Source organism: Tundrisphaera lichenicola, assembly GCF_051175385.1.
Lineage (GTDB): Bacteria > Planctomycetota > Planctomycetia > Isosphaerales > Isosphaeraceae > Tundrisphaera > Tundrisphaera lichenicola.
Map to the genome: position 1 here is coordinate 2,798,937 of NZ_CP195106.1, position 24,142 is coordinate 2,823,078.

Here is a 24,142-nt window from a genome sequence, read left to right on the forward strand (position 1 = left end):
CCCGGAGGGAGATGTTTCTCCGGGGCAATCCCCCGCCCTCCGGTCGCCCTGCCGATCGGTCATCGCTCAGAACAATTCCGCGATCGGTTGGCCGCTCTCGGCGACGATCGGGAACGGCTGACCGGTGTTGTTGACCCATTGAGCGTTCGCGTCGATCTGGAGGTGCCGGAAGACCGAGGCAGCCAGGTCTTGCGGGCGGACTGTCCGATCGCTGATGCTGTGCCCTTTCGGGTCGCTCGACCCGATCACCTGGCCGTGACGAAGCCCTCCTCCGGCGAGGACCATGGACATCACGTTAGTCCAGTGGTCGCGGCCGGCTTCGCGATTGATCATCGGAGATCGGCCGAACTCCCCCATCATCATCACGAGCGTCTGGTCGAGCAGCCCGCGAGCCTCCAGGTCATTGACCAGGGTGGCCAGCGTCTGATCGATCCGGGGCATCAGCGGCTTCAATCCCTTCTCGATCCCCTTCCAGACCACGTTGTCGCCGTGGTGGTCGAAATAGCCCCAGGCGCCGCTGACCATCACGAAGGTGACCCCCGCCTCGACCAGTCGGCGGGCCAGCAAGGCCTTGGTGCCGAGGCTGTCGCGGCCGTAGGCGTCCCGGAGCTTCGGATCTTCCTGGTCGAGTTCGAACGCCCGGCGAGCCTTGCCCGAGGCGATCATCTCGTAGGCCTCTCGGGTATAGTGTTCGAGCTGCCCGGCCGCCGGGGAATCGTCGAGGTCGGAGCGGAGCCGGTCGAACTGCCGGCGGAGCGACTCGCGATCGCCGAGCCGGTCGAGCCCGACCCCCTTCGGCAGATCGAACCGGCCCTGGAGTTCGCTCCCCTTGATCGGGTCGAACGATTTCCCCATGTGACCGGAGCCCCAGACGTCGGCGGCCCAGCTATCGGCCAGGCCGACGAAGGCAGGCAAGCTCGGATCATTCGGCCCCCGGAACTTGGCGGCGATCGAGCCCATCGACGGGTAGCCGCCCCCGTCTCGACCATCGTCGGTCCGCCGGGCGAGCGGATTACCCGCCTGCATGGTGATCGGCGTGTGGTTGCTGGCCGAGCAATCGACCGAGCGGATCACGGTGAGCTTGTCCATGATCGCCGCCTGCCTGGGCAGGTGCTCGCTGAACCGGACCCCGGGCACCTTGGTCGGGATCGAACCGAACGGCCCACGGATCTCGGCGGGGGCGTTGGGCTTGGGGTCCCACATGTCGATGTGGCTAGGACCGCCCGAGAGCCAGAGAAGGATTACCGACTTCGGGCTCCTGGCTCCGGGATTCGCCGAGGAGGCCTTCGCCTGGAGCCGAAAGATATCCGGGGCGGATAATCCCGCGAACCCGGCCAGCCCCGCCCTAAGGAACCACCGACGGGAGGTCGAACCGACGCGGATCAGGTCCGTCGAAGGCGGAGTCCACGCCCCGAACCCTGCCCTGTGATTGGCGGAGTGCCCCTGCCCGACCGTTCGATCGTCCATCGAGATGACTCCTCGACTCTACGACATCCCCCGCGAGTCCGGGGCAGACCAACGCCAGGCCATCCAGAGGTAACCTACACGATCATCGACTGCGGCTTCCAGCAATTCTCCAACAATCGAACCTGAACGATCCTCCGGTCAGGCCTCGGCGAACCGCCGCCGAATGCCGGACCGGCGAATCCACCGGGTTTACTCCTGCTTCGATCCGTGGCTCGCAGGCGACGAAGTCTTCACTTCAAAGTCGAAGGATCCGCCCTTCTCGGGGATGACCGCCTCGAGGGTCGTTCGACCGAGGTTGGAGTATTCGGGCGGGAGTTTCTCCTCGGCGGTGGCCATCCCGGGCGGCGGGCTCATCGCGCTCCGGGGGGCAAGCCCTTGCGGCTCCCCTTCGGCCGAGACTAGATAGCTGATCGCCACCTTGTAGGTCCCGGGAAAGGCCCCCGGCTTCCCGGCGGTCTCCAGCTGATACGAGCCATCGGCATCGGTCTCCCCGTTGCTGGCCGACCACCGGGGTGGGAGGAAGGTGACCACGACACCCGGCAGGGGCTTGCCGTCGACCTTCACGATTCCCTTGACGGGGACGAGGTCGGCGTAATCGGGGGCCTCGTCTTCCGAGTCCGTCGGCGTGCATCCGAGGGCACAAAAGCAAGCCCCGACGACGATCAGCCGCCAGGATCGTCGTCCCGGTTCTCGTCGATTCTGGTTCATTGAGGGACCTTCTGAGCGGGGGATCACCGGGAGGATGAGCCGAGGTTGTTCGCGGCGGCGGAGGTGGCCTTGACGTCGAAATCCAGGATCGAGGCCGGGTCGGTCACCTCGGCGTCGAATTCCCCTCGGATTTCCATCTTCTTCGACGAAGGCTTGGAAGCCGAGGCGGCCCTGGTCGCCTCTCCGGCCATGAAGGGATCGTCCTTGAAGGCTTCGGCAATGTTCTCGTCGTCCGAAGCCGGGGCGATCCCGGGAGCGATGGTCACCTTGTACTTGCCGGGGGCGAGCCCGGCCCGGTTCCGGAACCTGGCCATGTAGTTCCCTTCGGGGCCGGTCGTGTCGCCGCCGGGAGTCCCGACGGCATTGGTATCGACCGGGATGAACGAGACCTGGGCGTTGCTCATCGGCTTTCCGTTGAGCGTGACCGTACCCTTGACCGGGACCAGTGCGACCGAATCATACGGGTCTCCGCCACAACCGATCACCCCGAGCAAGGCAAGCGAAGCGGCGCATCGAATCGAAATCATGGATCGTGTTCTCTCGGCAAGGTCGACCATCGAGGGAGAAACGCCGTGCGGAAGCTGGCCGGACTCCGTAAATCCAGGATCGGGCCGTCCCGAGGACGATCCTCGGGGCGGACCAATTCGGGATCAGAACGAGTCGGCGCTGATGACCTCGGCACCGGCCATGGTCGCGAGGCTCCACCAGGTGTAGACGCTGATCGAATTCTTGATGAAGCGGACGCTGCCGTCCCCCATCAGCATGTTCACGCCGCCCGGGTGCCGACTGCTGAAGGTCCAGGCATAAGGGGCCTTCTTGCCGAAGGCGGACGAGTTAGGATAGAGATAACCCGAGCCCGCGTTCGGGGTGAACGAGATGGCCGTGGTCGAAGACGGCGGGTCGATCCGCCCGTGGACCGCGGTATGGGTGCCCGAACCCCAGTAGGGGCCGAATCGGGGCGGCGAGGTGGCGCCGCCCTGATCGTAGTGTGATACCCCGTTGGTGGATTCGCCGGCCAGGAAGGTGTTGCTCGTTCCGTCCTGAATCATGGCGATCGAGGTGCTCAGGTCGTTCATGAACGGGGCACGCATCTGGGCGTTGGGCGAGAAGGTCTTGGCACCGCTACCCGGGCAGTAGTAATCGGTATAATAGGCGCAGTTGAGCAAGTAATTGCTCCGCATCGCGTTGACGCGCCAGTAGGGCCAGGTCGACGCGGTGTTGCCGTCATCCACCGCGGTCGGCTGGAGGTCGGAGGGGCACCAGAAGCTGGAGACCAGCGAGCCCACCACGGTCGTATTGCTCATCCCCGAGCCGATGACGACGCTATTCCCCCCGGTCCAGGCGACATTGTTCGAGGCCTGGCTGAAGTTGTAGGCGTTGGAGAGCGTCGATTGCTCGAAATAGCTCAAAATCATGGTGAAAGCGGTGGTGTTCAATACCTGGCCGCCGGGGTTGAGATAAGAGCAGCTGCCCGCATAGATCTTGGCGGGAGGCAAGGCGTCGTTGGTGCTGACGTAGTTGTGGAAGGCCAGCCCCATCTGCTTCAGATTGTTGGTGCACTGGGCCCGGCGGGCCGCTTCCCGGGCCGCCTGGACGGCCGGGAGTAGCAGGGCGATCAAGACGGCGATGATCGCGATCACCACGAGTAGCTCGATGAGCGTGAACCCGGATCGGCGGCGCATGGATAATTCCCTTCGAAGGCGTCTCTGGAACGGGTGACGAGACCAGAAAGCACGCGCGGAAGCGACCGACGGAACCAGAACCGATCAGCGGCTCGTCTCGCGGAGATTCGGGAGTCGAGGAACCGGGCAGCCACGGCTTGTCGGGGGAGATTCGCTTCTCGAAACGGCAGTCATCGCGGGGAGCGGGCAAAGACCGGGAGAGAGTGATATACCCGCCGGGGTTGGTTGAAAGGAGTCGGGCAAGAATCGCAGGGAGGAGGAAAATCCTGGAGGATTCGTTCGCGACGGGCACGGATCGAGCATCCCGAGAGGGCCCCGATCAATCGTGCATGGGTATCTTATAGGAGGTTCATCGGAGTTTGTAAAGGAGTTAGTTAAAATCGTTTTTCAAAAATAAGTCTCGTAATATGCGGCCTCTTCTTTTGCTCACCAATCCGATGTGATGAAAGGTTAGAGTATTCGATTACAAGAGCCCGAGGTTGTTGGCACGCCCCTCGGATTTCGGGCCGAGGAGTATCGAAGGCTGAAGCCTGGCTTCGATGCCTGTTCGAATCCCCCTTCCCTGCTTTGGACGAAGCGGCATCCGCTTTCCCGGAGTCCGGCAACATGGTGACGGCCCTGAAGAATTCGCGATCGAGAATTCATGAGCAAAACATCATGCGGATGGTCTGGGGCCAAGGGCCCTCGTCGCGGGCGGAGATGGTCCGCTCCTTGAACCTGAGCCTCCCCACCGTCTCGAAGGCGGTCGCCTGGCTCCTCCGAGCGAGGTTACTGGAAGAGGTGGAAATGGCCGATGGGGCGATCGGTCGGCCCGCCAAGCGGCTCCGGATGGCGACCGAGTCGGCACAGCTCCTGGGCGTCGTGATCGCGCCGGGCAACTGCTCCGTCGGATCCGCCGGCCTTGATGGGATGATCCGACCGGATCGGACGGTCAAGGTCCCGACCCCCAAGACCTATGAAGGGCTGATCGACGCCCTGGAAGGGCCTTCGAGGGCCCTCATGGAGCAGCCCGGGGTCGCGACCCTCGGCATCGGGATCTGCATCCCGGGCCTGGTCGACCTGCGGAATGATCGGTCGGTCCTCTCGGCGAACGTCCGGGCGATCGAGGGGCATTCGCCCACCCACGACCTCGCCGAGCGGCTCGGGGTCGAATGCGTCACGCTTCAGTCGAAGCATGCCTTATGTCTCGCCGAGAGCTATTTCGGAGAAGCCAGGGGGCTCAAGGATATCGTCCTGCTCGACCTCAGCACGGGCATGGCGATCGGGGTCGTCAGCGAGGGCCGGCTCCTCCGGGGGAAGAACGGCTTTGCCGGGGAGATCGGCCACATCCCCATCGAGTCCGAAGGATTGCCTTGCGGATGCGGCCATCGAGGTTGCCTGGAGACCGTGGCGAGCGATCTCGCGATGGCGGCCAAGGTCTCAAAGAAGGTGGGGAGGACCCTGGAGATCGATGAAGTTGTGAAGCTCGTCCGATCGGGCCAGCTCTCGATCGAGGCGGAAATCGAAGAATTGATCCACTATCTCTCAATCGCCTTGACCTCGGTGATCAACCTCTTCAACCCCTCCACCTTATTCCTCAACGGACGACTCTTCGATTTGCAGGAGGACCTGTTCCCGCGACTCATCGAAGAGGCGAGGCGCAAGACGCTCGGCCCATCGTTCGAGGAATGCCGGATCGTCCGGGCCGTTGGCGACAAGATGCAGGGCGCCGTGGCCGCCGCACTCCAGCATCTGATCGAATCCCTGGCCTCTCCGGAGGGAAGGATCGCCCCGACCGAGGGCCGAGGATCGACCCCGGGGGCGAACAAGCCCACGCAAGAATCAGGACATTAATTCAGTTCGATCGAAACCGCCGACTTCACGTCGATTCCCCGTCTTCCTCATCCCCCCGGCCATCGTAGGGCGTCTGACACCAGTGGCAGACGACGATCGATCCGCAGTCGGCGCAGATGACCGGGACTTCGGGCCGGGAAAGGGCCTGGTACTCGGCGAGGCCGGGCGGGTTGTAGACCTCGCCGCAGGCCTCGCAGGTCAGGGGTTTTTCGCAGTAGACGCAGTCCATCGGGCGAGCCTCAGGATCGGGGCGATCAGCCGAGGTCGGCGACCTTTTCGGACTTGAGGCAGCGGCCGATCTGGCGAACGGCCTGGCGGAGCCTTTGCTCGTTCTCGATCAGGGCAAGCCGCAAGAATCCCTCGCCGGTCTCTCCGAAACCCCGACCGGGGCTGACGGCCACCTCGGCCTCTTCCAGGAGCTTCATGGCGAAATCGATCGAGCCCATCCTCGACCGCCAGGGTTCGGGCATCGCCGCCCAGACGAACATCCCGGCCTTGGGGGTCTCGACCTGCCAGCCGAGCCGGTGGAGGCTCTCGACCATCACGTCTCGGCGGATCTGATATTCGGCCACCTGGGCCAACCGGGCCTCTTCCCCGTGCCGGAGGGCCACGATCGCGGCGATCTGGACGGCCTGAAAGAGCCCGTAATCGTAATAACCCTTGATCGCCTTGAGGGCGTTGAGCATGTGCCGGTTGCCGGCCGCAAAGCCGACCCGCCAGCCCGCCATGTTGTAGCCCTTGGACATCGTGGTGAACTCGCACCCCACGTCCTTGGCTCCCGGGGCCGCCAGGAAGCTCGGGACCTGGCGACCGTCGAACGACACGTCTCCGTAGGCGAAGTCATGAATCACGAAAAACTTGTATCGTTTGGCCAGCTTCACGACCTCGGCGAAGAAGTCGAGTTCGACGACGGTCCCGGTCGGGTTGTGGGGGAAGTTCAAGACGAGGATCTTGGGTCGAGGCGTGAGGCTCTCGCAGACCCGGGCGACGTTGGCCAGGAACGCCTGGGGATCCCGGACATCGAGCGCGATCACGTTGCCCGAGGCCAGGGCGATCGCGTGGACGTGGATCGGGAAGCTTGGCGCGGGGACCAGCGCGGTGTCGCCCGGACCCAGGAGGGCCAGGCACATGTGGCTGAACCCTTCCTTCGAGCCGATCGTGGTGACGACCTCGTGATCAGGGTCGACGGTCACGCCGAACCGGCGTTCGTAGCGGGCCGAGACCTCGCGTCGGAGATTGTAAACACCGCTAGCCACGCTATATCGGTGATTTCGCGAGTCTTGAGCCGCCTCGCAGAGCTTGTCGATCACCCATTGCTCGGGGGGATCGGTCGGGTTGCCCATCCCCAGGTCGATCACGTCGATCCCGGCGACCCGCTTCCGGTATTTCAGTTCGTTGATCTTGCCGAAAAGGTAAGGCGGGAGCCCCCGGACGCGCGGGGCGACCTCCAGATCGAAGGCATCGTCGGCCGGGTCGAGATTGGCACTCTGGTCGATCATCGCGGCGATCTTTCCTGTCAATGTCCTCGCCGGCACTCGCGAAGCGTGGCGCGGCCCCAGATTCCACTATAACGCCCGGAGGCGGGCAAAGCACCGGGAACCGCCTATTCCTCGATCGAGTTCTCGACGGAATTCCTCGAAGTCGCGAGCCCTGAAAGACGATACCAACTCTTGCCACCGGGCCCGATCCGGCGAACCGATCCGCAACGCGTGCCCGCAACTCACCGGGAAATCCCGGACATCGATACGACGAAGGGGGCCGTCGCCGGCTGATCCGGTGACGACCCCCTTCTCGATTTTCGAATCCGAGTCGGATTGCCCGGCCGCGTCAATTCTTCGGGGCGACCTTGGGGGTAGACGCCTTGATGGCCTGCTGCAATTGCGAGGCGGCCTGGGCGGCACCGGCGGGGACCCCGGCCGGGATCTTGGCGGCACCGGCGGCGGGCGTCGTCTTGATGTTCGCGGGCGTCTTGCCCCCGGTCGGGACCGGCGGCTCGGTCTCGCCGGCGGCGCTCATCCGCTGGACCTTCGCGTCGAGGCCCGACTTGTAATCGGGGTCTTGCTCTTCGTGGGCCAGCTTGGTGAAGCCGGTCAGCTTGTTCTCGATCTTCGAGGCCTTCATCAGGTCCTCGTAGACGTTCTTCATCTCGTCGTTCAGCTTCACGTCGAACATCTGGGCCTGCAGGGTGTTGCGAACGTTCGGGTCGGACAGGCTCCCGGTCTTGACGCTGACCAACTCTTCTCGCTTGATGATGATCCACGCCTCGTCGTTCACCTGGATCGGCCCGCTGAAGTCACCATCTTTGGGCTTGTGAGCCGGGTTATTGTCCTTGGGATCACCATCGACCAATTGGGCGAATGCCGGATCGGAGACGTTCCGGGGGTGGGCGTGGCGGGCCATCGGGTCGGGGAGCATCCCGCCGGAAGACCGGGTCGCCTGGTCGAGCGATCGATCCTTGGCGAGCCGCTCGAACCCGCCGGGATTCTTGCGCAGCTCTTCCCAGATCTCGTTAGCCGTCCGAACGTCGCGGCACATGATGATCCGGCATCGCATCCTGGGGCTGAAGTTGGCCTCGAAGGCGTCCTTGATGTCCTGTTCGGTCACCTGGACGCGGGGCTCGGCCAGCTTCCGGAGTGCCAGGGCCGGGTAGATGATGTCGCGGGCATACTGGGCCGGGCTGATCCCCTTCTCCTTCTCGAGATTCCGGAGCCAGGCGGTCCGGTCGACGCCGGCGGTGGCCATCGCGACCCGATCGATTTCCTGGTCGACTTCCTGCGGGGTGACTTCCTTCTTCTGCCCCCGGATCGCCTGGTCGATCAGCCGACGGGCGATCAGGGTGTCGAGGATCTTCTGCCCTTCGCGGGCCACGCACTCGTCGGCGAGTTGCTGACGGGTGATGATCTCTCCGTTGACGATCGCAATCGGGTCGGTGGTGTTGACCGGAACCCGGACTTCCTTCAGCGTCGGCGCCTCGCCGGTCGGGGCCGCTGCGGGAGCGGGCGCGGGATCCTTGGCGGCGGACTGGGACGGCGGGGTCCGGAACCTCGACAATTGCGCCGATGCCGACCGAGGGCCGAGCGTGCCGGCGACGGCCGAGGCAATGAGCAGGCAGGCGAGCTTCGATCGGCGGTCCATTGCGATCATCGCGAGGTTTCTCCGTAAACCATCCGGCCGAGGAATTCGGCTCAAGTCCGGGGACGAACTGGCCGAGACACTAGGATTTCACCCCGATCTGGTCAATGGCAATCCCGGCCGAGTCGGACGACTCGGGCAGGTCGAGGAAGTGCGTCACCTGGTTCCTCCCCTGTCGCTTCGAGTGATAAAGGGCTCGATCCGCCTTATCGAAGAGTTCCGAGGATGTCGCGTGTCGCTTGCGGACCGTGGCGACGCCGAAACTGGCCGTCAGCGGTCGAAGCGGCCACTCGTGCCCAATCATGGCCTTCCGGAGTCGATTGGCCAGTTCGCGGGCCAGCTCGGCGTCGGTGTCGGGCAGGAGGATCGCGAACTCCTCGCCGCCGACTCGACCGATCTCATCATGCTTTCGGACCCCTTCGCGGAGGACCAAGGCCACCCCCCTGAGGGCGAAATCCCCGGCAGGATGACCATAATCATCATTATACGATTTAAAATTATCTACATCCAGCATTACCAAGGAAAGCGGCAAGTCTTGCTGCTCGGCCATGAGGGCGTGGGCCCTGATCAGCTCGTGGAACTTCCGGCGGTTCTGGAGGCCGGTCAGCTCGTCGGAGTTGGCGAGCTCGGCCAGTTGGTCGTTACGCCTCTCCAGCTCCTCCTGGACCGTGATGATCCGGCTGGCGATCCGCAGGCGAATCGCGAGTTCCTTGGCGTTGGGCGGCTTGGTCAGGAAGTCGTCGGCACCGGCGGCGAGCCCCTGGTAGCGTTCATCCCGGCTCTGCCGGGAGGTCAGCAGTATCAAATAAATGTAGGGCCAGTTCTCCTGCTCGCGGAGCCTCCGGCAAAGTTCCAGGCCATCCAGGCCGGGCATGACCCAGTCGGATATGACCAGCGAATAGCGATCGACTTGCAACTTCTCCCAGGCCTCGAGACCATCGGTGACGACGGTGACCTGGTGCCCTTGCCGCTCGAGAATTCGGCGAAGAATCAGGGCGTCGCATGGGTGATCTTCGACAACGAGGATTTTCATCAGATCTTCCCTTTACGAACCTTGATCTCGGAAAAACGCGATTCCCCCCGGGAAATCCGAACCGGACGATTGGGGGCACTCCCCCCGACCTCCGAAAGGATCAGTCACCGTCACCCCTAATTCCGGCCGGAATTGCGAGGACCTCTTCGAGAGAGACGCTCGGCCTGGGCCTGGGCCGCTCGACGGGCCCGACGTTTCTCGCGGCGAGATCGGCGATCAAGCTCGCGTTTCCGGTCGTCCTCCGCGGGATCGCGAGCCGGGGCTGGCCGTAAAGCTCGCCCATCGCGGAGCAGATGATCCAGCCCCCATCGGTCGCAGCACAGGCAGTACGTCGAAGGGCCCAATCGCCCCGACCGGCAAGCCGGGCAGGTCTTTCCCCGGTCAAGAACCGGCCCGGGCCAGGGGGAAAGCCCTGTCCCTAGCAGGATTGTCGGCCGAGGTAGCGATGGTTCACGAGCACCACTCGGCGTTGAGCGGCCTGAGAAGCCTTGGGACGGCTCAACCGCGTCATCGGGGCCAGGACGGTGATCCACCACGAGTTCCAGTGCCGCCTGTTGGGCGCCCCGAAACACGCCCACCGCGCGCGGAGCGGGCGGCTCGGGGTCGGAGCACCCGGCCCACTTCGGCGTCAGTTCGGGTCCGGACTCCACCAATCGGACCGCGAGCCTCGAGGCGGCGGCCAGGGAGAGCGTCACGACGAGATCCTCGGGCCGCTCCCAGGCCGAGAGCCAGCCTTCGTCATCCAGTGCCGCCAGCAGATCGAGCGTCTCATCGAGCCCGAAACCCGTCGCTCGCGCCAGTTCTTCGGGGGTCTGCCACGCGACCGGGGCCGCCAGCAACGCCTCGAGGAGGGCCCGGCCGTCTTCCTTCACATCGACCATGACTACCCTTTCACCCTAACCTAATCCTGGATCCAGGCCCGCCCCATCCGAGACGGGCCTCGCTCGGCCACCTGGCGTCTCGACCTGTTAGAACCCGTCCTCCGCGATCGCCGCGGACTCCGATGCGTCGAGGATCCCCCGGCGATCCAGGTTCAGCCCGATCGCTTCGCCGGGGCGGGCGACCGGCCGGGCCTCGATCTTCGAGGCACGCTCCAGTTCCGCGGCAGACGGGGCCTCCAACCCCTCCAGGGCGGCCTCGGCCTCGGCCATCGAGGCGATATATCGGGCCTGGGCCTGGGCCGCCTCGGAGTCGCCGGCCCGGGCCTCGGCCTCCAGACTCCGGAGGGTCGCCAGCGCCGGGTCGGGGAACTCCGCCAGGCCGGAGAGGACCTTGCGGACCCATCGGAGACGCGGGCCTTCGGGGGCCTGACGGGCCATCACGAACGACGCGATGCAGGCGTTCGTGTCGCCTTCTTGCCTGGCCCGCTCGACGAACGTCTCCAGCTCATCCTCGCCCCGATCGCGGAGCGACTCGCAATAGGCGTCGATCAGGCGAGGATTCACCCGGTCGGGCCGATCGGTGGCCAGGTCGATCTTCCGCGAGTCTTCGGGGCTGACCACCCGGTTCCGGAACCCTTCCAGCTGCCGGAGGCCCCACTCGACGGCGACCTCGTCGCCCGAGTCGACCGCCATCCTCTGGAAGCCGAGGAGGCCATCGAGCGACGGCCCGGGAGGGCCGCCGGTGACCGGGCGGGTGTAGGCCCGGCCCTCGAACTCCGGGGCGCGGGCCTGGAGTTGCTGCTCCATCAGGTTGAGCCGGAGCAACCGATTCGTCTCGCGCTGGAGGCCCTCGATCGAGAGGGTCTCCCGGGCCTTCCGCCGGGCCTCGGTGGCATCGATCAGCCGATCCAGGAACAACCGGGAGGTCGGGCTGTAGCCTTCGGACTGCTTCAGGAGCCTCGACTGGAGCTCGGCGGCGGCCGCCCCGGCCCGCTCCCGTGCGACCTTCGGCGTCAGGTCGCCGCGGCGGACCTGCCGCTCCAGCTCGGACCGTGTCGCGCGGAAACCCGAGAGCGCGGCCTCGGCCTCGGCGAAGAACGGCGACGGACGACCGTTCGCCTCCTGGGCCGCCCGGGACATGGTTTCTCGGAAAGGATTCAGCACCGGCAAACTCCTCAATACAAGTGATGAAAGCCCACTGATTCAATCAATCTGGCCGATCGTGACCGGCCCAGGCATCGAGGCCCGAACGTCGGATCGCTTCGAGATAGGCCCGGGAGATGGCCGAGACTCTCGAACCGCCTCGGGCGATGACCGGGACCGCGATCGAGGGGGAACGCACCCGGGACTCCCAGGAGCCATCGGGCATCCGCGACCACCCGACCCGCCAACCGTCGAGCACCAGCATTTCGGCCAGCCCGGAGGCCAGTCGCAAGTCCTGGAAGCAGAGCCGGAAAACCGGCCAGTTTCGCTCGGGATTGGGGCAACGTCGCCCTCGATCTTCTGCCTGGCCATCGCCCACGGATGTCCCTTCGCCACAGGGCCGAGCATGGTGGGGAACACCACGGAGGGTGCGTCACAAGCCTTCTGTTTCTCGCTCCTTCGGACAATATCGTGGGATCGAGAGATGGCTTAACACACATTGCTCGATCCGGGACCGAGGGCCGGCGCGTACCCGAGTGGACAAGCCAATCCATTTCGACCACGATGGATCGAGCGGACGGAGCCGAGATCGAACGGCATCGGGGAATTTCCAGATGATCAAGGTCGAGCTGTACGGCGTCCCTCGGCTCAGGGCCGGCACGGGGCTGGTCTCGCTGGAGGCCGCCGACGTCGGGTCGGCCATGATCGAGCTAGGGCGAGCCTGCCCGGCGCTGGAGGGCTCGGTACTGATGGGGGATCGCGTCCACCCGGCCTACAAGCTCAGCCTCAACGGCGATCGATTCGTCGACGAGCCGGGCACGGCTCTCCTCGAAGGCGATGTCCTGCTGCTGCTGGCCGCCGACGTGGGGGGTTGATGGTGATGGCGGGCTATCACGGTCGCTATCTCCGGATCGACCCCCGGGCCGGTCGGTCGGGGTGCATCGCTCTGAGCGAGCGGACGCTCCGCGAATTCATCGGCGGGGTCGGCCTGGGGACCTGGATCCTGGCGAATGAGGCCCCGGCGGGAGTCGACCCGCTCGGTCCCGACGCCCCGCTGGTCTTCGCGCTGAGCCCCCTGGTCGGGAGCCCCTTGACGACCTCGGCCAAGTTCGCCGTCGTGGCGATCGGCCCGCTGACCGGTCGGCTCTGCGACGCCCTCTGCTCGTCGCACTTCGCGATCGCGGCGAAGCGGGCGGGAGTCGACGCGATCGCCCTGGCGGGAGCCTTCGAGGAACCCACGGTCGTCTTCGTCGACGGCCTGGGTCGCGACGAACCACTCGTCGATTGTCGACCGGCGGGGGACCTCTGGGGGCTCTCCGCCGCCGAGGCCGAGGCCCGGATCCGAGCGGAGCATGGCCCGGCCTGGCAGGTCGCCGCGATCGGCCCGGCGGGCGAGCGGCTGATCCCATTCGCCACGATCAGCCATGACGGTCGACACGCCGGACGGGGCGGCCTGGGTGCGGTGATGGGCTCGAAGCGGATCAAGGCCCTGGCCGTCCGGGGCGACCGGCGGACTCCCCTGGCCGACCCCCGAAGGACCGTCGAACTGGCCCGCGACCTCTCGCGCCGATCGTTCGGCCCGGCGACCGAGAAGTATCGAGAGCTGGGGACCGTGGCCAACTTGCTGACCTTCAACCGCTTCGACGCACTGCCGACGCGAAACTTCCAGTCGGGCCACTTCGAAGGGGCCGACCGGCTGGCCGGTCACGACCTCGGGCCGTCTCCGGTCGTCGCCAAGAAGTCGTGCGCCTCGTGCACCATCGGCTGCGAGCACATCTACGCCGTCGGCAAGTCGGGCGGGGCCCGGATGGAGTACGAGTCGCTGTTTGCCCTCGGCCCGCTCTGCGGGGTCGACGACCCCGAGGCCGTCCTCCGGGCCGCGGTCGCGTGCGACGCCGCCGGTCTCGACACGATCTCGACCGGCGGGACGATCGCGTTCTTCATGGAGTGCGTTCAAAGGGGCTGGATCGACGGCCGACTGCCCGGATCGGGACGGGTCCTGTCGTTCGGCGACGGGCAGGCCGTGACCGGGGCGATCGCCGCGTTGCTCGACCGCGAGGGGATCGGCGAGTGGCTGGCCCTGGGGAGCCGCCGAGCCGCCGAACGGATCGGCCACGAGGCCCCCGACCTCGCCCCGCACGTCAAGGGGCTCGAACTGCCCGGCTACGACCCCCGGGCCTTGCATACCATGGCGCTCGGGCTGGCCGTCGGGACCCGGGGGGCCGACCACAACCGCTCGGGAGCCTACGAGGCCGACTTCTCGGGCAAGGTCGACCGGCGGGACGGGGGGGAAGACTCGGCCCTGGCGGCGATCGAGACCGAAGACCGGGCCGCCCTGATCGACAGCCTGATCCTCTGCAAGTTCCTCCGGGGTGTCTTCGGCGACCTCTACGCCGAGTCGGCCGAGCTGCTCCGGGCGGTCACCGGTTGGGACATCGACGCCGAGGAACTCCGGAAGGCCGCGAAACGGGTGGTCAACGCCCGGAAGTGCCTCAACCTCCGGGAAGGCTGGACCCGGGTCGAGGATACCTTGCCCGCGCGATTCCTCGACGAGCGCCCGGCCCCCGACGCCCCATCCCTGTCGAGAAGCCGACTCGACCTCATGATCGGCTCCTATTATCGAGGGCGAACCTGGGACGCGGCGGGGAGGGTCCCCGAATCGCTCCGCCGCGAGTTGGGGATCGCCGGGACGGAATTCGGACCTGCGATGGTCAGCGGGGTTGAGTCCGTGTACACTAGGGAATGATCCCGGAGATGAACCCGCCGGTTCGCTCGCGTGTCCGCTCCCTGCCCGAAGGATGGTGGCGGGGGCAACGACCCACCCGATCTCGGGCTTCCGGTCGTTCCGGTCGCGAGCCGGCGAAGTGCGAATTGCCCCCTCGGACCCCTGCGTGATGGCTGATATCAACAAAGAGACGACTGCCCCGACGTCCGAGACGCCTACCCGATCCCGACGGAGGGTGGCACCCCCACTCCCCCAGGATGATGTGGCCCATTCCGCCGTCTCCCGGCTGATGCCCGAGCGCGTCGCCCGAGCCCTGGAACATTCCAAGCTCTGCGCCCGGATCGCCGACGACAACCGGGCCAAAGATATCCTCCTGCTCGACCTCCGCGTGGCGACCCCGCTGGTCGACTTCTTCATCATCGCCTCGGCCAACTCGCGACGCCAGGCGTACGCGATCGCCTCGGAGATCGACCAGGAACTGAAGAAGCTGGGCGAGACCAAGCTCGGCATGGAAGGGGCCGAGGAAGGGCGCTGGATCCTGGTCGATTACGGCGACTTCGTCGTCCACGTCTTCTCCGAAGACGCCCGGACGTATTACGACCTCGAACAGATCTGGGGCGATGTCCCGAGAGTCGAATGGCGCGATCCCGCCCGCATCAAGTCGGCCCCGGCGGTCGAATCGGCCCCGGATCAACCGGCCGGGGATGAGGACGAGGATTGACCCGCATCGGACTCAACGGGGAAATCGGATCGGCCGAGACCGGGTCGCGTGTTACTGCGCGTCCCGAATCGCGATAGTATCTCGGAACCCCGAGTATCGTCGTGAGAACTTGCGTAGGGCCGTGCTCCTCGTGCCTTCCTCGCTGACTCGGCAGGGCGAGCCCTGCCCTACGTCGATTGCAGAACGAACCCAATCTTCGATGACAGAACGAACCCAATCTCCGGCGACAGAACGAACCCATTCTCCGATCCCTCATCGCGTCCCCCGACTTCCGGTGTGATCCCCCATGAACGTCCTGGAACAGCTTCGCCGAGCCTTCGCCGCCGCGACCCCCGAAGGGGGCGATCCTCAGGTCTTCGCCTCGGCCGTCCGACCGAGCACCGACCCGAAGTTCGGCGACTACCAGGCCAACGGTTGCATGGCGATCGCCAAGGCCGCGAAGAAGAACCCGCGCGAGCTGGCGCAGGTCGCCGCCTCATCGGTCGACCTCGAACCGATGGCTGGGACCCCCGAGGTGGCCGGCCCGGGATTCCTCAACATTCGGCTCCATGACGAATGGATCTCCCGGACCCTGGGCGACCTCCTGGTCGACGACGGGCTGGGCCTGACCCCGCCCGAGCATCCGAAGACGGTCGTGATCGACTATTCCTCTCCCAACGTCGCCAAGCCTATGCACGTCGGGCACCTCCGGTCGACCGTGATTGGCGAGAGCCTATCTCGGATCTACTCGGCCCTGGGCCACAAGGTCATTCGGGACAACCACCTGGGCGATTGGGGATCGCAGTTCGGGATGATCCTCTGGGGCTGGAAGAATCACCGGGACGAGGCCGCATACGCCGCCGACCCCGTCGCCGAACTCTCCCGGCTCTACCGGCTGGCCCAGGCCCGGATCAAGCCCGGCGAGACTCTCCGCGAGCGATACGGCAAGGCGATCACCCTCGACGAGGAAGGCAAGGCCGGCGAGGCCGCCGCCCTGTTCGATAAGCTGGCCGAAGGTACCGAAGACTCCTTCGAGGACGTGGCCCGGCGGATCGCGGCCTCGCGAGAAGTGGCCGACGCCACCCGCGCCGAGACCGTGAAGCTGCACGCGGGCGACTACGAGAACCGGGTCCTCTGGGACCAGTTCATGCCCCACTGCCTGGCGGCCCTCCAGGCCGTCTACGACCGACTCGACATCCACCACGATGTCCACCTCGGGGAGAGCTTCTACGACCCGATGCTTGCCGGGGTCGTCGAGGATCTGCAAGCCAAGGGGCTGGCCGTCCCGAGCGAGGGGGCGACCGTCGTCTTCTCCGAAGGGTTCAAGGCCCCCTTCATCGTCCGGAAGCGGGACGGGGCCTACAACTACGCGACCACCGACCTCGCCACCATCCAGTACCGGAAGTCGACCTGGAATCCCGACCTCCTCCTTTATGTGGTCGACCATCGCCAGGGGGACCACTTCAAGCAGCTCTTCACGGTCGCGAAGAAGTGGGGCTATGGCGAGATCGCGATGGAGCATGTCGCCTTCGGGACGGTCCTCGGGCAGGATCGACGGCCCTACAAGACCCGCGACGGCGACGTGATCGGCCTGGAGTCGCTCCTGGACGAGGCGATCTCCGAGGCCCGGAAAGTCGTGGACGGGACCAGCGCCCATCTCCCCGAGGAGGAGCGTCGGAAGATCTCCGAGGTCGTCGGCCTGGGCGCGATCAAGTACGCCGACCTCTCGCAGAACCGGCTGAGCGACTATGTCTTCGACATGGCCAAGATGGTCGCCCTGAACGGCAACACCGCCACGTACCTGCAATATGCCTACGCCCGGATCCGGAGCATCTTCCGGAAGGGAGGGTTCACCCCGGAGGCGATCCGAGAGGCCCGGCCGGCGATTGCCCTGTCGAACCCCGCCGAGCGGGGCCTGGCCCTCCGGATCCTCCGCTTTCCCGAGACCCTGGAATTCGCCGCGGCCGAATTGAAGCCGAATGCCCTGGCCGACTACCTGTTCGACCTGGCCAATGCCTACAGCACGTTTTACGAAGAATGCCCCGTCCTGAAGGCCGAGTCGCCCGAGCGGCGTGACAGCCGCCTGGCCCTGATCGACCTGGCGGCGCGGACGCTGGAAGCGGGCCTGAAGCTGCTGGGGATCGGGGTCGTCGAGGAGATGTGAGGCGGGGCTGTCACCCTTGGCCCGAGGCCGCCGAACCGCGATCGGCGGCCTGGTTCCAGCCTCGAGATCCGACGGATCACTTCGGGTCCGCGGTTTCGGCCTTCACTTCCTTGTCCGAGTCCGACTTCTCTTCCTTCTTGACCGCTTCCTTCTTGTCCTCTTCCTTCTTCTGGGTCTTCGCACTGGCCTTGGCAGGGGTATCCTTGGCGAACTTCAAGGCCGCGGAGTTCATGCAGAACCGGAGTCCGGTCGGGGCGGGACCGTCGTCGAAGACGTGGCCGAGGTGGGCACCGCAGGTATTGCACATGACCTCGGTCCGGGCATAGCCGAGCTTGTAGTCGGTCGAGGTGTCGACGTTCGCCTTGTCGTAGGGGGCGTAGAAGCTGGGCCAACCGGTCCCCGATTCGAACTTGGTCCTCGAGCTGAAGAGCGCCGTGCCGCAGCAGACGCACTCGTAGATCCCCTTCGCCTTGTTATGCAGGAGCTTGCCCGAACCCGCCGGCTCGGTGGCGGCCTGGCGAGTGACCAGGTACTGCTCGCGAGTGAGGAGCTTCCTCCATTCGGCGTCGGACTTCACGACCTTCCGAGGCTTGCCTTCCCCTTCCTGGGCGAAGGCCAGGGCGACGAAGCCGGAGGTGATCGAGGCGATGAGGATGATGCGGAGGGCTCGGACGTTCATGGCGAAACTCCTGGTCGCGACCGATTGGGCGGGGACGGTCACCGTCTTGCCGATCGAGCGTCGGGATGATTCCCAGTACGATCTCATTGTCCGACGAGTTCGAAGCTGGTGCAAGGTCGATGCCCGCCTCCCCCTTGCCCGCAGGCCGGAGGGAGCCTACCCTTTCGCACGGAGCGATCCGCCCGACACCCGGAGCCCGGAGGCACGCATGAGAATCCCGACCGGCCTCGCATCCCCACTCCTCGCATTCCTGATCGGCCTCGCCGGGCCGGCCGAGGCCGAGGATTTCCCCAAGGATCTGGTCTCCTGGACCCCCAGCCCGGCCAATCCTGTTTTCGCGGGGACCGGACTCGATCGGGGGTGGGACCGCCTGATCCGCGAGCGGGGCTGGATCCTGGAAGAGGACGGCCTCTTCCACCTCTGGTACACCGGATACAACGACGACCGATCCCCGAACCGAAACCTGGGCTACGCCATTTCGCTCGATGGCCTGAACTGGCATCGATGGCCGTCCAACCCGATCGTGTCGACCTCCTGGGTCGAGGATGTCTGCGTGGTCAAGCACGACGGCATCTACCAGATGTTCGCCGAAGGGGAACGGGACATCGCCCACCGCTTGACGTCTACCGACGGGATCCACTGGAAGGAGGAAGGGCCCCTCGACATCCGGAAGGTCGACGGGACTTCGATCCCGCCCGGCCCCCGTGGGACGCCGACGGCCTTCTTCGAGGACGGGACCTGGTTCCTCCTCTACGAGCGCGGGGACCGAGGCGACTGGCTGGCGACCTCGACCGACCTCAAGGTCTGGACCAACAAGCAGGACGAGCCGGTGCTCGCCATGGGTCCCGACGCGTACGACAAGTATGCCGTGGCCATCAACCAGGTCATCAGACGAGACGGGGTCTACTACGCCTACTATCACGCCAACGCCCATAACCCCTGGCAGAAGGACTGGACGACCAACATCGCACGTTCCCGGGACCTGATCCACTGGGAAAAATACCCAGGAAACCCGCTGATCCTTAACAACTCGTCGAGCAGTCAGCTCGTACCGATCGGCGGCCGGGGCCGTCTCTACACCATGCACCCCGAGGTCCGGGCCTTCGAGCCCGAGAAATGACGGTCGATGGCTCGACGGCCGAACGGATCGGCCATCGAGCCCCGGCCGGGTTCAATCCTTGACCTCGAAGATCGCCTCGATCTCGACGGCGATCCCTCCCGGAAGGGCGGAGACCCCGAAGGCGCTCCGGGCTCCCTTGCCCGATTCGCCGAAGACCTCGACCATCAGATCGGAGAAGCCGTTGATGACCTTGGGATGGTCGAGGAAGTCGGGGGCGCTATTGACCAGGCCCAGGACCTTGATCAACCGGGAGACCTTGTCGAGCGAGCCGAGGGTCGACCGGACGGTCGCCAGGATGGCCAGTCCGGTCTGCCGGGCGGCGGCGTGACCCGCCTCCAGATCGAGCCCGGCGCCGAGCTTGCCCAGGTGCAGCGTCCCGTCCGGGCGGAGTGGGCCGTGACCCGAGACATAAAGGAGATTGCCCTGGCGGACGGCCGTCACGTAGGTCGCAACCGGCTTGGGAGCGGGCGGCAGGGTCAGGTTCAGTTCGGTCAGGCGGGCTTCGGCTCCCATGGCACGGTCATCCTTCAGGTGGTTCGAGTTCGGTGGTGAGGGCTCCGGTCGGGCTCGACGCTAACCCACGACCCGTGCGAAATCAACCACCACGACCGACCTTGCGAGCCGAGAGGGGAATCAGGTCTGGTTCGACGAAGGTCAAGCGAGCACGATCCGAGAAGAGTGTCTCGCGGCGATAGTGGCGAAGTAGGGCCGGAAGGGCCCGATCGAGCAATTCGGGAGCCCGTTCGCGGAATTCGGCGTAGGTCTCCCATCGTCCGCCCGACTCCCTCTCGGAGTCGATCAAGGCGAGCATGGCGAGTGTGATGGTCTCGTGATAGGCATCCGGCTTCCGGATCACCGCGTCGTTGTAGCGGCGGATCCCCGCCCGGACGATCGGGATCACCTCGTCCAGCGGCCTGCGGCCGAGGTAGAGCCAGGCCATCCGGACGTGAGCCTCGTGGGTCCAATCCTCGCGAGGGATCCGGCAGTCCTCGAAAGCGGCCAGGAACTCTTCGTCCGTCATCGGCGATCTCCCTCGCGACTCGTCGAGGACCGCCCCGGATCGACCCGGCGGGCGGCGTCGCCAGAGTTGACACCCCGCGTTATGATAGGGTTCTCGGCTTCCCAAGCGAAGAGGTAACGTCATGGCGACCGTCACCCCTGCTCGATCAACCATCCCCGTCGGGGCGACCTTGCACAACGTCGCTTGGGCGACCTATTGCAAGCTCCGCGACGAGCCGGCGAACGATCACGTCCGGATGACCTACCTGGATGGAGAGTTGACGATCGTGTCGCCGCATCTTGTTCATGATTATGATTCTCGCCGAATCATGTTGGTCGTTCTGGCTGTCTCTCGTGCCTACCGAATCCGATGCATGGTCGTGGGAACGACGACACTCCGGAAGAAAGGTCGAGGCCCAATTCAGGGCGCGGCTAAGGAACCCGATGAGGGATTCTACCTGGGGGAAGACGTCGCCCGAATCCGAGGCAAACAGGTGCTCGACCTGACCATCGATCCTCCCCCCACCCTGGCCCTCGAAGTGGACCATTCGGCGAACTCGGAGGCCGCGTTGCCGACCTATCCCCGGATCGGCGTGCCGGAGGTCTGGCGGCTCGACGTGAAAGAACAGTCCCTTTGGTTTGGTCGCCTGGCAGGGGATCACTACGAGGAGATCGACCGGAGTCCTAGCCTTCCTCGCCTGACTCCGGCACTGGTACTTCAGGCGCTCGAAGCCCGAATGCAACAACCCGATGACATCGAATGGCTCGACTGGCTCGACCAATGGGCCAGGGATCTCCCCGAGGCGGACTGAGACCGACCGAAATTCCCCGCGTTTCCCCCAAACCAAAGCCCGAGAACATGACTCGAATCGCTCGACCCGTCACCGTGGGCCTGGTCCAGATGCAGTGCTCGACCGACCCGGATGTCAACCTCCGGAGGGCCTGCGAATTCCTCCGGGAGGCGGCCGCGCGCGGGGCCCGGGTCGCCTGCCTGCCCGAGCTCTTCCGGACCCAGTATTTCTGCCAGGTCGAGGATCACAAGTTCTTCGAGCTGGCCGAGCCGATCCCCGGCCCGACCACCGAGGCCCTCTCGACGGTCGCTCGCGAGACGGGCATGGCCATCATGGGGTCGATGTTCGAGCGGAGGACGCCGGGGATCTACCACAACACGTCGGTCATCTTCGATGTCGACGGCTCGATCCAGGGCCGATACCGGAAGATGCACATCCCCGACGACCCGCTCTACTACGAGAAGTTCTACTTCACGCCAGGCGACCTCGGATTCCAGGCGATCGCCACCAAGCCCGCCGTCCTGGGGCCCCTGGTCTGCTGGGACCAGTGGTATCCCGAGGCCGCCCGCTTGACCGCCCTCAAGGGGGCCGAGATCCTCTTCTATCCGACCGCAATCGGCTGGCATCCGAGCGAGAAGGCCGAGTACGGCGAGGCCCAGTCCGACGCCTGGCACACCATGCAACGGGCCCACGCCATCAGCAACGGCATCTACGTCATGGCGATCAACCGGATCGGCCACGAAGGGCCGGAAGACGGCGGGATCGAGTTCTGGGGCGGGACCTTCGCCGCCGACCCCTTCGGGCGGGTCATCGCTCGGGCCTCGGCCGACCGCGAAGAAGTCCTGATCGTCGAATGCGACCCGAAGCTCGCCGAGCAGACGCGGCAACACTGGCCGTTCCTCCGCGACCGCCGGATTGATGCCTACGGGCCGATCACCCAGCGATTTTCGGATTAAAGGCTGCTCCCCGATCGGCAACGGAAGCGACACTAAGGTTAGGGCAAGCTCTGCCCTACGCGGAGAAGGGCCCCATCATGACCGAGACACCCGCCGCCCTGGGATACCGGATGCCCGCCGAGTGGGAACCCCACGAGGCCACCTGGATCGCCTGGCCCCACAACCGCGACGACTGGCCCGGCAAGTTCGCGCCGATCCCCTGGGTCTACGTCGAGATCGTCCGTCACCTCAGTCGGGTCGAGCGGGTCGAGATCCTCATCAACGGCGGCAAGTCCGAGCGGCGGGCGATCGACAAGCTCCAGGCGGCGGGCGTCGACCTCGGGCAGGTCCGGTTCCATCGGGTCGAGACCGACCGGATCTGGATGCGCGACTCGGGGCCGTCGTTCGTCGTCAAGGACGGCGAACCCGAGGCCTTGGGGCTGGTCCACTGGGAGTTCAACGCCTGGGCCAAATACGACGATCACCTGAAGGATCGCCGGGTCCCCCGTTCGATCGGCAAGATCCTCGGTCGAGATCGGTGGAAGCCCTCGGTCGAAACCCCCGCCGATGGGGGAGATCCCGCACGAGTGGTCCTGGAGGGGGGATCGATCGATGTCAACGGTAAGGGCACGGTCCTGACCACCGAGGAATGTCTGCTCGGCGAAGTCCAGGCCCGGAACCCCCGACTGGATCGCCCGGGGATCGAGCGAGTCCTGGCCGACTACCTGGGCACGCCCCACGTCGTCTGGCTCAACCAGGGGATCGCGGGCGACGACACCCACGGGCACGTCGACGACCTCGCACGATTCGTCGCCCCCTCGACGGTGGCCCTGGCGGTGGAGTCGGACCCATCGGACGAGAACTACGGCCCCTTACGGGAGAATCTCGAACGGCTCCGGAACGCGGTCGACCAGGATGGGCAGCCCCTCCGGGTGATCGAGTTGCCGATGCCCCGACCGGTGATCTTCGAGGGGCGTCGCCTACCGGCCAGCTACGCTAATTTCTACATCGCCAACGGCCTGGTCCTGGTCCCGACCTTCAACGACCCGGCCGATCGCGAGGCCCTTTCGCTTCTGGCCTCGGCCTTCCCGGACCGCGAGGTCGTCGGGATCCACGCCGTCGACCTGGTCTGGGGCCTGGGGACCCTCCACTGCCTGACCCAGCAGCAGCCGCGCACCCCCGGCGGCTGAGGGTCCGGCCGATCAAGGCTCGTCGCGGAGCCGGGCGGCGGTTCGCTGGATCAGGCGTTTCACCTTGGCACCATACTCGAGGATGCTGGCGGTCGTGATCGAGCCGTTGATGTGATGCACGAAGGGCCGGGCCGTCTTCCCGCCGTAGATGTAATTGCCCCACCGGGCGTGGGCGATGTGGAAGCCCTCGTTGAAAATGTCCCGATTGTAGGCGAAATACAGCTTCTCTTCGACCCCATGCGAGCGGCTTCCGGGCTCGGGCCCGATGATCGGCAGCCAATCCTTCCGCCACTTGCTGATCCGCGCCACGTGGGCCTGATTCGACCACGAGCTGGTCCGGGTCAGCGGAAGTTCTGGGATCCTGTCCTCGGGCTGGATCATGTGGTCCCACATATAATAAGAGTCGTTAGTCCTCATATTGAAGCGGACGTGGTTGACGAAGTCATACTTGTCGAACACATCCAGGAGTTCCTCGATCTTGACCGGCCGCAGGAAGGCCCAGTCGTGCTCCAGGAACATGAGGTAGGGCGTCGTGGCGGCGTCGATGCCCTCGATCAAGTTTTTCTTGAGGCCCGATTGCGGTCGGACGTACAGCTCCAGCTTAAACTTCGCCCCGAGCTTCTCGAGGTTGGCCAGATACTTCTGACCCCGCACGCCCCCGTCGGCCGGCTGGTCATAGTAAACCAGATGGCGACATCCATCGACGTTCAGCTTCTTCCGCAGGATCTTGACCGACGATTCGATGACCGAAGTCGAGGGGGCCGAGGGGAGGAGGTGCGTGGTAGTGACGATCGTCAGGCGATCTTTCATCGGCGGTCGGGCCGGACTCGACACGTTTGTCCTCCACTTCGGGCGAGGCTCGGCGACTGGGACGACCGTCTCATTCGGCGGCGAATCCGGGCTTAGGCCGGTTTGGGCCTGCCTTGTATTGCTCATAGACGGGCGATTTAATCGCTTCAT

The 24,142-nt window shown here is 65.5% G+C and carries 24 protein-coding genes; 9 read left to right on the forward strand and 15 right to left on the reverse strand.

What is annotated here, in order from left to right; translation table 11 throughout:
- Positions 1-66: 66 nt before the first annotated feature.
- From P12x_RS11055 to P12x_RS11070, 4 genes are all read right to left on the reverse strand, one after another.
- Entirely contained in the window at positions 67-1,467 is a 1,401-nt protein-coding gene (locus tag P12x_RS11055; RefSeq protein WP_435010921.1) for a DUF1501 domain-containing protein, read from the reverse strand.
- Between the two features lie 189 nt (positions 1,468-1,656).
- Positions 1,657-2,175, reverse strand: coding sequence for a carboxypeptidase-like regulatory domain-containing protein (locus tag P12x_RS11060; protein WP_435010922.1), 519 nt, complete (start codon positions 2,173-2,175; stop codon positions 1,657-1,659).
- A gap of 23 nt (positions 2,176-2,198) precedes the next feature.
- Positions 2,199-2,702, reverse strand: coding sequence for a carboxypeptidase-like regulatory domain-containing protein (locus P12x_RS11065; protein WP_435010923.1), 504 nt, complete (start codon positions 2,700-2,702; stop codon positions 2,199-2,201).
- 123 nt (positions 2,703-2,825) lie between these two features.
- Positions 2,826-3,857, reverse strand: a complete 1,032-nt coding sequence (locus tag P12x_RS11070; protein ID WP_435010924.1) for a DUF1559 domain-containing protein — start codon at positions 3,855-3,857, stop codon at positions 2,826-2,828.
- 606 nt (positions 3,858-4,463) lie between these two features.
- Here P12x_RS11070 and P12x_RS11075 point away from each other — a divergent pair.
- On the forward strand, positions 4,464-5,690 hold the full coding sequence (locus P12x_RS11075) for an ROK family protein (protein ID WP_435010925.1): 1,227 nt from the start codon (positions 4,464-4,466) through the stop codon (positions 5,688-5,690).
- Positions 5,691-5,715: 25 nt separating this feature from the next.
- On the opposite strand, the gene P12x_RS11080 is transcribed toward P12x_RS11075, so the two are convergent.
- The 7 genes from P12x_RS11080 to P12x_RS11110 form a co-directional block, all read right to left on the reverse strand.
- Positions 5,716-5,919 carry a hypothetical protein gene (locus tag P12x_RS11080; RefSeq protein WP_435010926.1) on the reverse strand — a complete coding sequence of 68 codons (204 nt, stop codon included), beginning with the start codon at positions 5,917-5,919 and terminating at the stop codon, positions 5,716-5,718.
- 25 nt (positions 5,920-5,944) lie between these two features.
- Positions 5,945-7,189 carry an aminotransferase class I/II-fold pyridoxal phosphate-dependent enzyme gene (locus P12x_RS11085; RefSeq protein ID WP_435010927.1) on the reverse strand — a complete coding sequence of 415 codons (1,245 nt, stop codon included), beginning with the start codon at positions 7,187-7,189 and terminating at the stop codon, positions 5,945-5,947.
- A gap of 328 nt (positions 7,190-7,517) precedes the next feature.
- Positions 7,518-8,834: a peptidylprolyl isomerase gene (locus tag P12x_RS11090; RefSeq protein WP_435010928.1), complete on the reverse strand. Its 1,317-nt coding sequence runs from the start codon at positions 8,832-8,834 to the stop codon at positions 7,518-7,520.
- Positions 8,835-8,904: 70 nt separating this feature from the next.
- Positions 8,905-9,855: a GGDEF domain-containing protein gene (locus P12x_RS11095; RefSeq protein WP_435010929.1), complete on the reverse strand. Its 951-nt coding sequence runs from the start codon at positions 9,853-9,855 to the stop codon at positions 8,905-8,907.
- Between the two features lie 116 nt (positions 9,856-9,971).
- Positions 9,972-10,736: a hypothetical protein gene (locus P12x_RS11100; RefSeq protein ID WP_435010930.1), complete on the reverse strand. Its 765-nt coding sequence runs from the start codon at positions 10,734-10,736 to the stop codon at positions 9,972-9,974.
- 87 nt (positions 10,737-10,823) lie between these two features.
- Positions 10,824-11,900: a hypothetical protein gene (locus P12x_RS11105; protein WP_435010931.1), complete on the reverse strand. Its 1,077-nt coding sequence runs from the start codon at positions 11,898-11,900 to the stop codon at positions 10,824-10,826.
- A gap of 43 nt (positions 11,901-11,943) precedes the next feature.
- The gene (locus tag P12x_RS11110; protein ID WP_435010932.1) at positions 11,944-12,258 is read right to left on the reverse strand and encodes a hypothetical protein; all 315 of its coding nucleotides are present in this window, start codon (positions 12,256-12,258) and stop codon (positions 11,944-11,946) included.
- A 235-nt stretch (positions 12,259-12,493) separates the two neighbouring features.
- Here P12x_RS11110 and P12x_RS11115 point away from each other — a divergent pair, with 235 nt between their 5' ends.
- The 4 genes from P12x_RS11115 (at position 12,494) to argS (ending at position 17,468) form a co-directional block, all read left to right on the forward strand.
- Positions 12,494-12,754 (forward strand): hypothetical protein, encoded by a 261-nt coding sequence (locus tag P12x_RS11115; protein WP_435010933.1) that lies wholly within the window; start codon positions 12,494-12,496, stop codon positions 12,752-12,754.
- Positions 12,755-12,759: 5 nt separating this feature from the next.
- The gene (locus tag P12x_RS11120) at positions 12,760-14,625 is read left to right on the forward strand and encodes an aldehyde ferredoxin oxidoreductase family protein (protein ID WP_435010934.1); all 1,866 of its coding nucleotides are present in this window, start codon (positions 12,760-12,762) and stop codon (positions 14,623-14,625) included.
- Between the two features lie 214 nt (positions 14,626-14,839).
- Positions 14,840-15,325, forward strand: a complete 486-nt coding sequence (gene rsfS / locus P12x_RS11125) for a ribosome silencing factor (protein WP_435010935.1) — start codon at positions 14,840-14,842, stop codon at positions 15,323-15,325.
- A gap of 286 nt (positions 15,326-15,611) precedes the next feature.
- Positions 15,612-17,468 carry an arginine--tRNA ligase gene (argS, locus tag P12x_RS11130; protein ID WP_435010936.1) on the forward strand — a complete coding sequence of 619 codons (1,857 nt, stop codon included), beginning with the start codon at positions 15,612-15,614 and terminating at the stop codon, positions 17,466-17,468.
- Between the two features lie 76 nt (positions 17,469-17,544).
- On the opposite strand, the gene msrB is transcribed toward argS, so the two are convergent.
- The gene (gene msrB, locus P12x_RS11135) at positions 17,545-18,147 is read right to left on the reverse strand and encodes a peptide-methionine (R)-S-oxide reductase MsrB (RefSeq protein WP_435010937.1); all 603 of its coding nucleotides are present in this window, start codon (positions 18,145-18,147) and stop codon (positions 17,545-17,547) included.
- On the opposite strand from msrB, the gene P12x_RS11140 reads away from it, so the two are divergent.
- The gene (locus P12x_RS11140; RefSeq protein ID WP_435010938.1) at positions 18,146-19,267 is read left to right on the forward strand and encodes a glycosylase; all 1,122 of its coding nucleotides are present in this window, start codon (positions 18,146-18,148) and stop codon (positions 19,265-19,267) included. The genes msrB and P12x_RS11140 overlap by 2 nt on opposite strands.
- Positions 19,268-19,318: 51 nt before the next feature.
- On the opposite strand, the gene P12x_RS11145 is transcribed toward P12x_RS11140, so the two are convergent.
- Both P12x_RS11145 and P12x_RS11150 read right to left on the reverse strand, forming a co-directional pair.
- Entirely contained in the window at positions 19,319-19,780 is a 462-nt protein-coding gene (locus P12x_RS11145) for a RidA family protein (RefSeq protein WP_435010939.1), read from the reverse strand.
- Positions 19,781-19,862: 82 nt separating this feature from the next.
- Entirely contained in the window at positions 19,863-20,288 is a 426-nt protein-coding gene (locus P12x_RS11150) for a hypothetical protein (RefSeq protein WP_435010940.1), read from the reverse strand.
- A gap of 121 nt (positions 20,289-20,409) precedes the next feature.
- On the opposite strand from P12x_RS11150, the gene P12x_RS11155 reads away from it, so the two are divergent.
- From P12x_RS11155 to P12x_RS11165, 3 genes are all read left to right on the forward strand, one after another.
- Positions 20,410-21,078, forward strand: a complete 669-nt coding sequence (locus P12x_RS11155) for a Uma2 family endonuclease (RefSeq protein ID WP_435010941.1) — start codon at positions 20,410-20,412, stop codon at positions 21,076-21,078.
- A 47-nt stretch (positions 21,079-21,125) separates the two neighbouring features.
- Complete coding sequence (locus P12x_RS11160; protein WP_435010942.1) at positions 21,126-22,013, forward strand: carbon-nitrogen hydrolase; 888 nt, start codon at positions 21,126-21,128, stop codon at positions 22,011-22,013.
- A 77-nt stretch (positions 22,014-22,090) separates the two neighbouring features.
- The gene (locus P12x_RS11165; RefSeq protein ID WP_435010943.1) at positions 22,091-23,182 is read left to right on the forward strand and encodes an agmatine deiminase family protein; all 1,092 of its coding nucleotides are present in this window, start codon (positions 22,091-22,093) and stop codon (positions 23,180-23,182) included.
- Between the two features lie 12 nt (positions 23,183-23,194).
- Here P12x_RS11165 and P12x_RS11170 read toward each other — a convergent pair whose 3' ends face one another.
- Positions 23,195-24,016, reverse strand: a complete 822-nt coding sequence (locus P12x_RS11170) for a glycosyltransferase (protein WP_435010944.1) — start codon at positions 24,014-24,016, stop codon at positions 23,195-23,197.
- Between the last annotated feature and the right edge of the window lie 126 nt (positions 24,017-24,142).

Excerpts from the sequence above, each read along its gene's own strand:
- P12x_RS11055 (WP_435010921.1), bottom strand. The coding sequence starts at position 1,467 with ATGGACGATCGAACGGTCGGGCAGGGGCACTCCGCCAATCACAGGGCA.
- P12x_RS11060 (WP_435010922.1), bottom strand. The coding sequence starts at position 2,175 with ATGAACCAGAATCGACGAGAACCGGGACGACGATCCTGGCGGCTGATC.
- P12x_RS11065 (WP_435010923.1), bottom strand. The coding sequence starts at position 2,702 with ATGATTTCGATTCGATGCGCCGCTTCGCTTGCCTTGCTCGGGGTGATC.
- P12x_RS11070 (WP_435010924.1), bottom strand. The coding sequence starts at position 3,857 with ATGCGCCGCCGATCCGGGTTCACGCTCATCGAGCTACTCGTGGTGATC.
- P12x_RS11075 (WP_435010925.1), top strand. The coding sequence starts at position 4,464 with ATGGTGACGGCCCTGAAGAATTCGCGATCGAGAATTCATGAGCAAAAC.
- P12x_RS11080 (WP_435010926.1), bottom strand. The coding sequence starts at position 5,919 with ATGGACTGCGTCTACTGCGAAAAACCCCTGACCTGCGAGGCCTGCGGC.
- P12x_RS11085 (WP_435010927.1), bottom strand. The coding sequence starts at position 7,189 with ATGATCGACCAGAGTGCCAATCTCGACCCGGCCGACGATGCCTTCGAT.
- P12x_RS11090 (WP_435010928.1), bottom strand. The coding sequence starts at position 8,834 with ATGATCGCAATGGACCGCCGATCGAAGCTCGCCTGCCTGCTCATTGCC.
- P12x_RS11095 (WP_435010929.1), bottom strand. The coding sequence starts at position 9,855 with ATGAAAATCCTCGTTGTCGAAGATCACCCATGCGACGCCCTGATTCTT.
- P12x_RS11100 (WP_435010930.1), bottom strand. The coding sequence starts at position 10,736 with ATGGTCGATGTGAAGGAAGACGGCCGGGCCCTCCTCGAGGCGTTGCTG.
- P12x_RS11115 (WP_435010933.1), top strand. The coding sequence starts at position 12,494 with ATGATCAAGGTCGAGCTGTACGGCGTCCCTCGGCTCAGGGCCGGCACG.
- P12x_RS11120 (WP_435010934.1), top strand. The coding sequence starts at position 12,760 with ATGGCGGGCTATCACGGTCGCTATCTCCGGATCGACCCCCGGGCCGGT.
- argS (WP_435010936.1), top strand. The coding sequence starts at position 15,612 with ATGAACGTCCTGGAACAGCTTCGCCGAGCCTTCGCCGCCGCGACCCCC.
- P12x_RS11140 (WP_435010938.1), top strand. The coding sequence starts at position 18,146 with ATGGCGAAACTCCTGGTCGCGACCGATTGGGCGGGGACGGTCACCGTC.
- msrB (WP_435010937.1), bottom strand. The coding sequence starts at position 18,147 with ATGAACGTCCGAGCCCTCCGCATCATCCTCATCGCCTCGATCACCTCC.
- P12x_RS11145 (WP_435010939.1), bottom strand. The coding sequence starts at position 19,780 with ATGGGAGCCGAAGCCCGCCTGACCGAACTGAACCTGACCCTGCCGCCC.
- P12x_RS11150 (WP_435010940.1), bottom strand. The coding sequence starts at position 20,288 with ATGACGGACGAAGAGTTCCTGGCCGCTTTCGAGGACTGCCGGATCCCT.
- P12x_RS11155 (WP_435010941.1), top strand. The coding sequence starts at position 20,410 with ATGGCGACCGTCACCCCTGCTCGATCAACCATCCCCGTCGGGGCGACC.
- P12x_RS11160 (WP_435010942.1), top strand. The coding sequence starts at position 21,126 with ATGACTCGAATCGCTCGACCCGTCACCGTGGGCCTGGTCCAGATGCAG.
- P12x_RS11165 (WP_435010943.1), top strand. The coding sequence starts at position 22,091 with ATGACCGAGACACCCGCCGCCCTGGGATACCGGATGCCCGCCGAGTGG.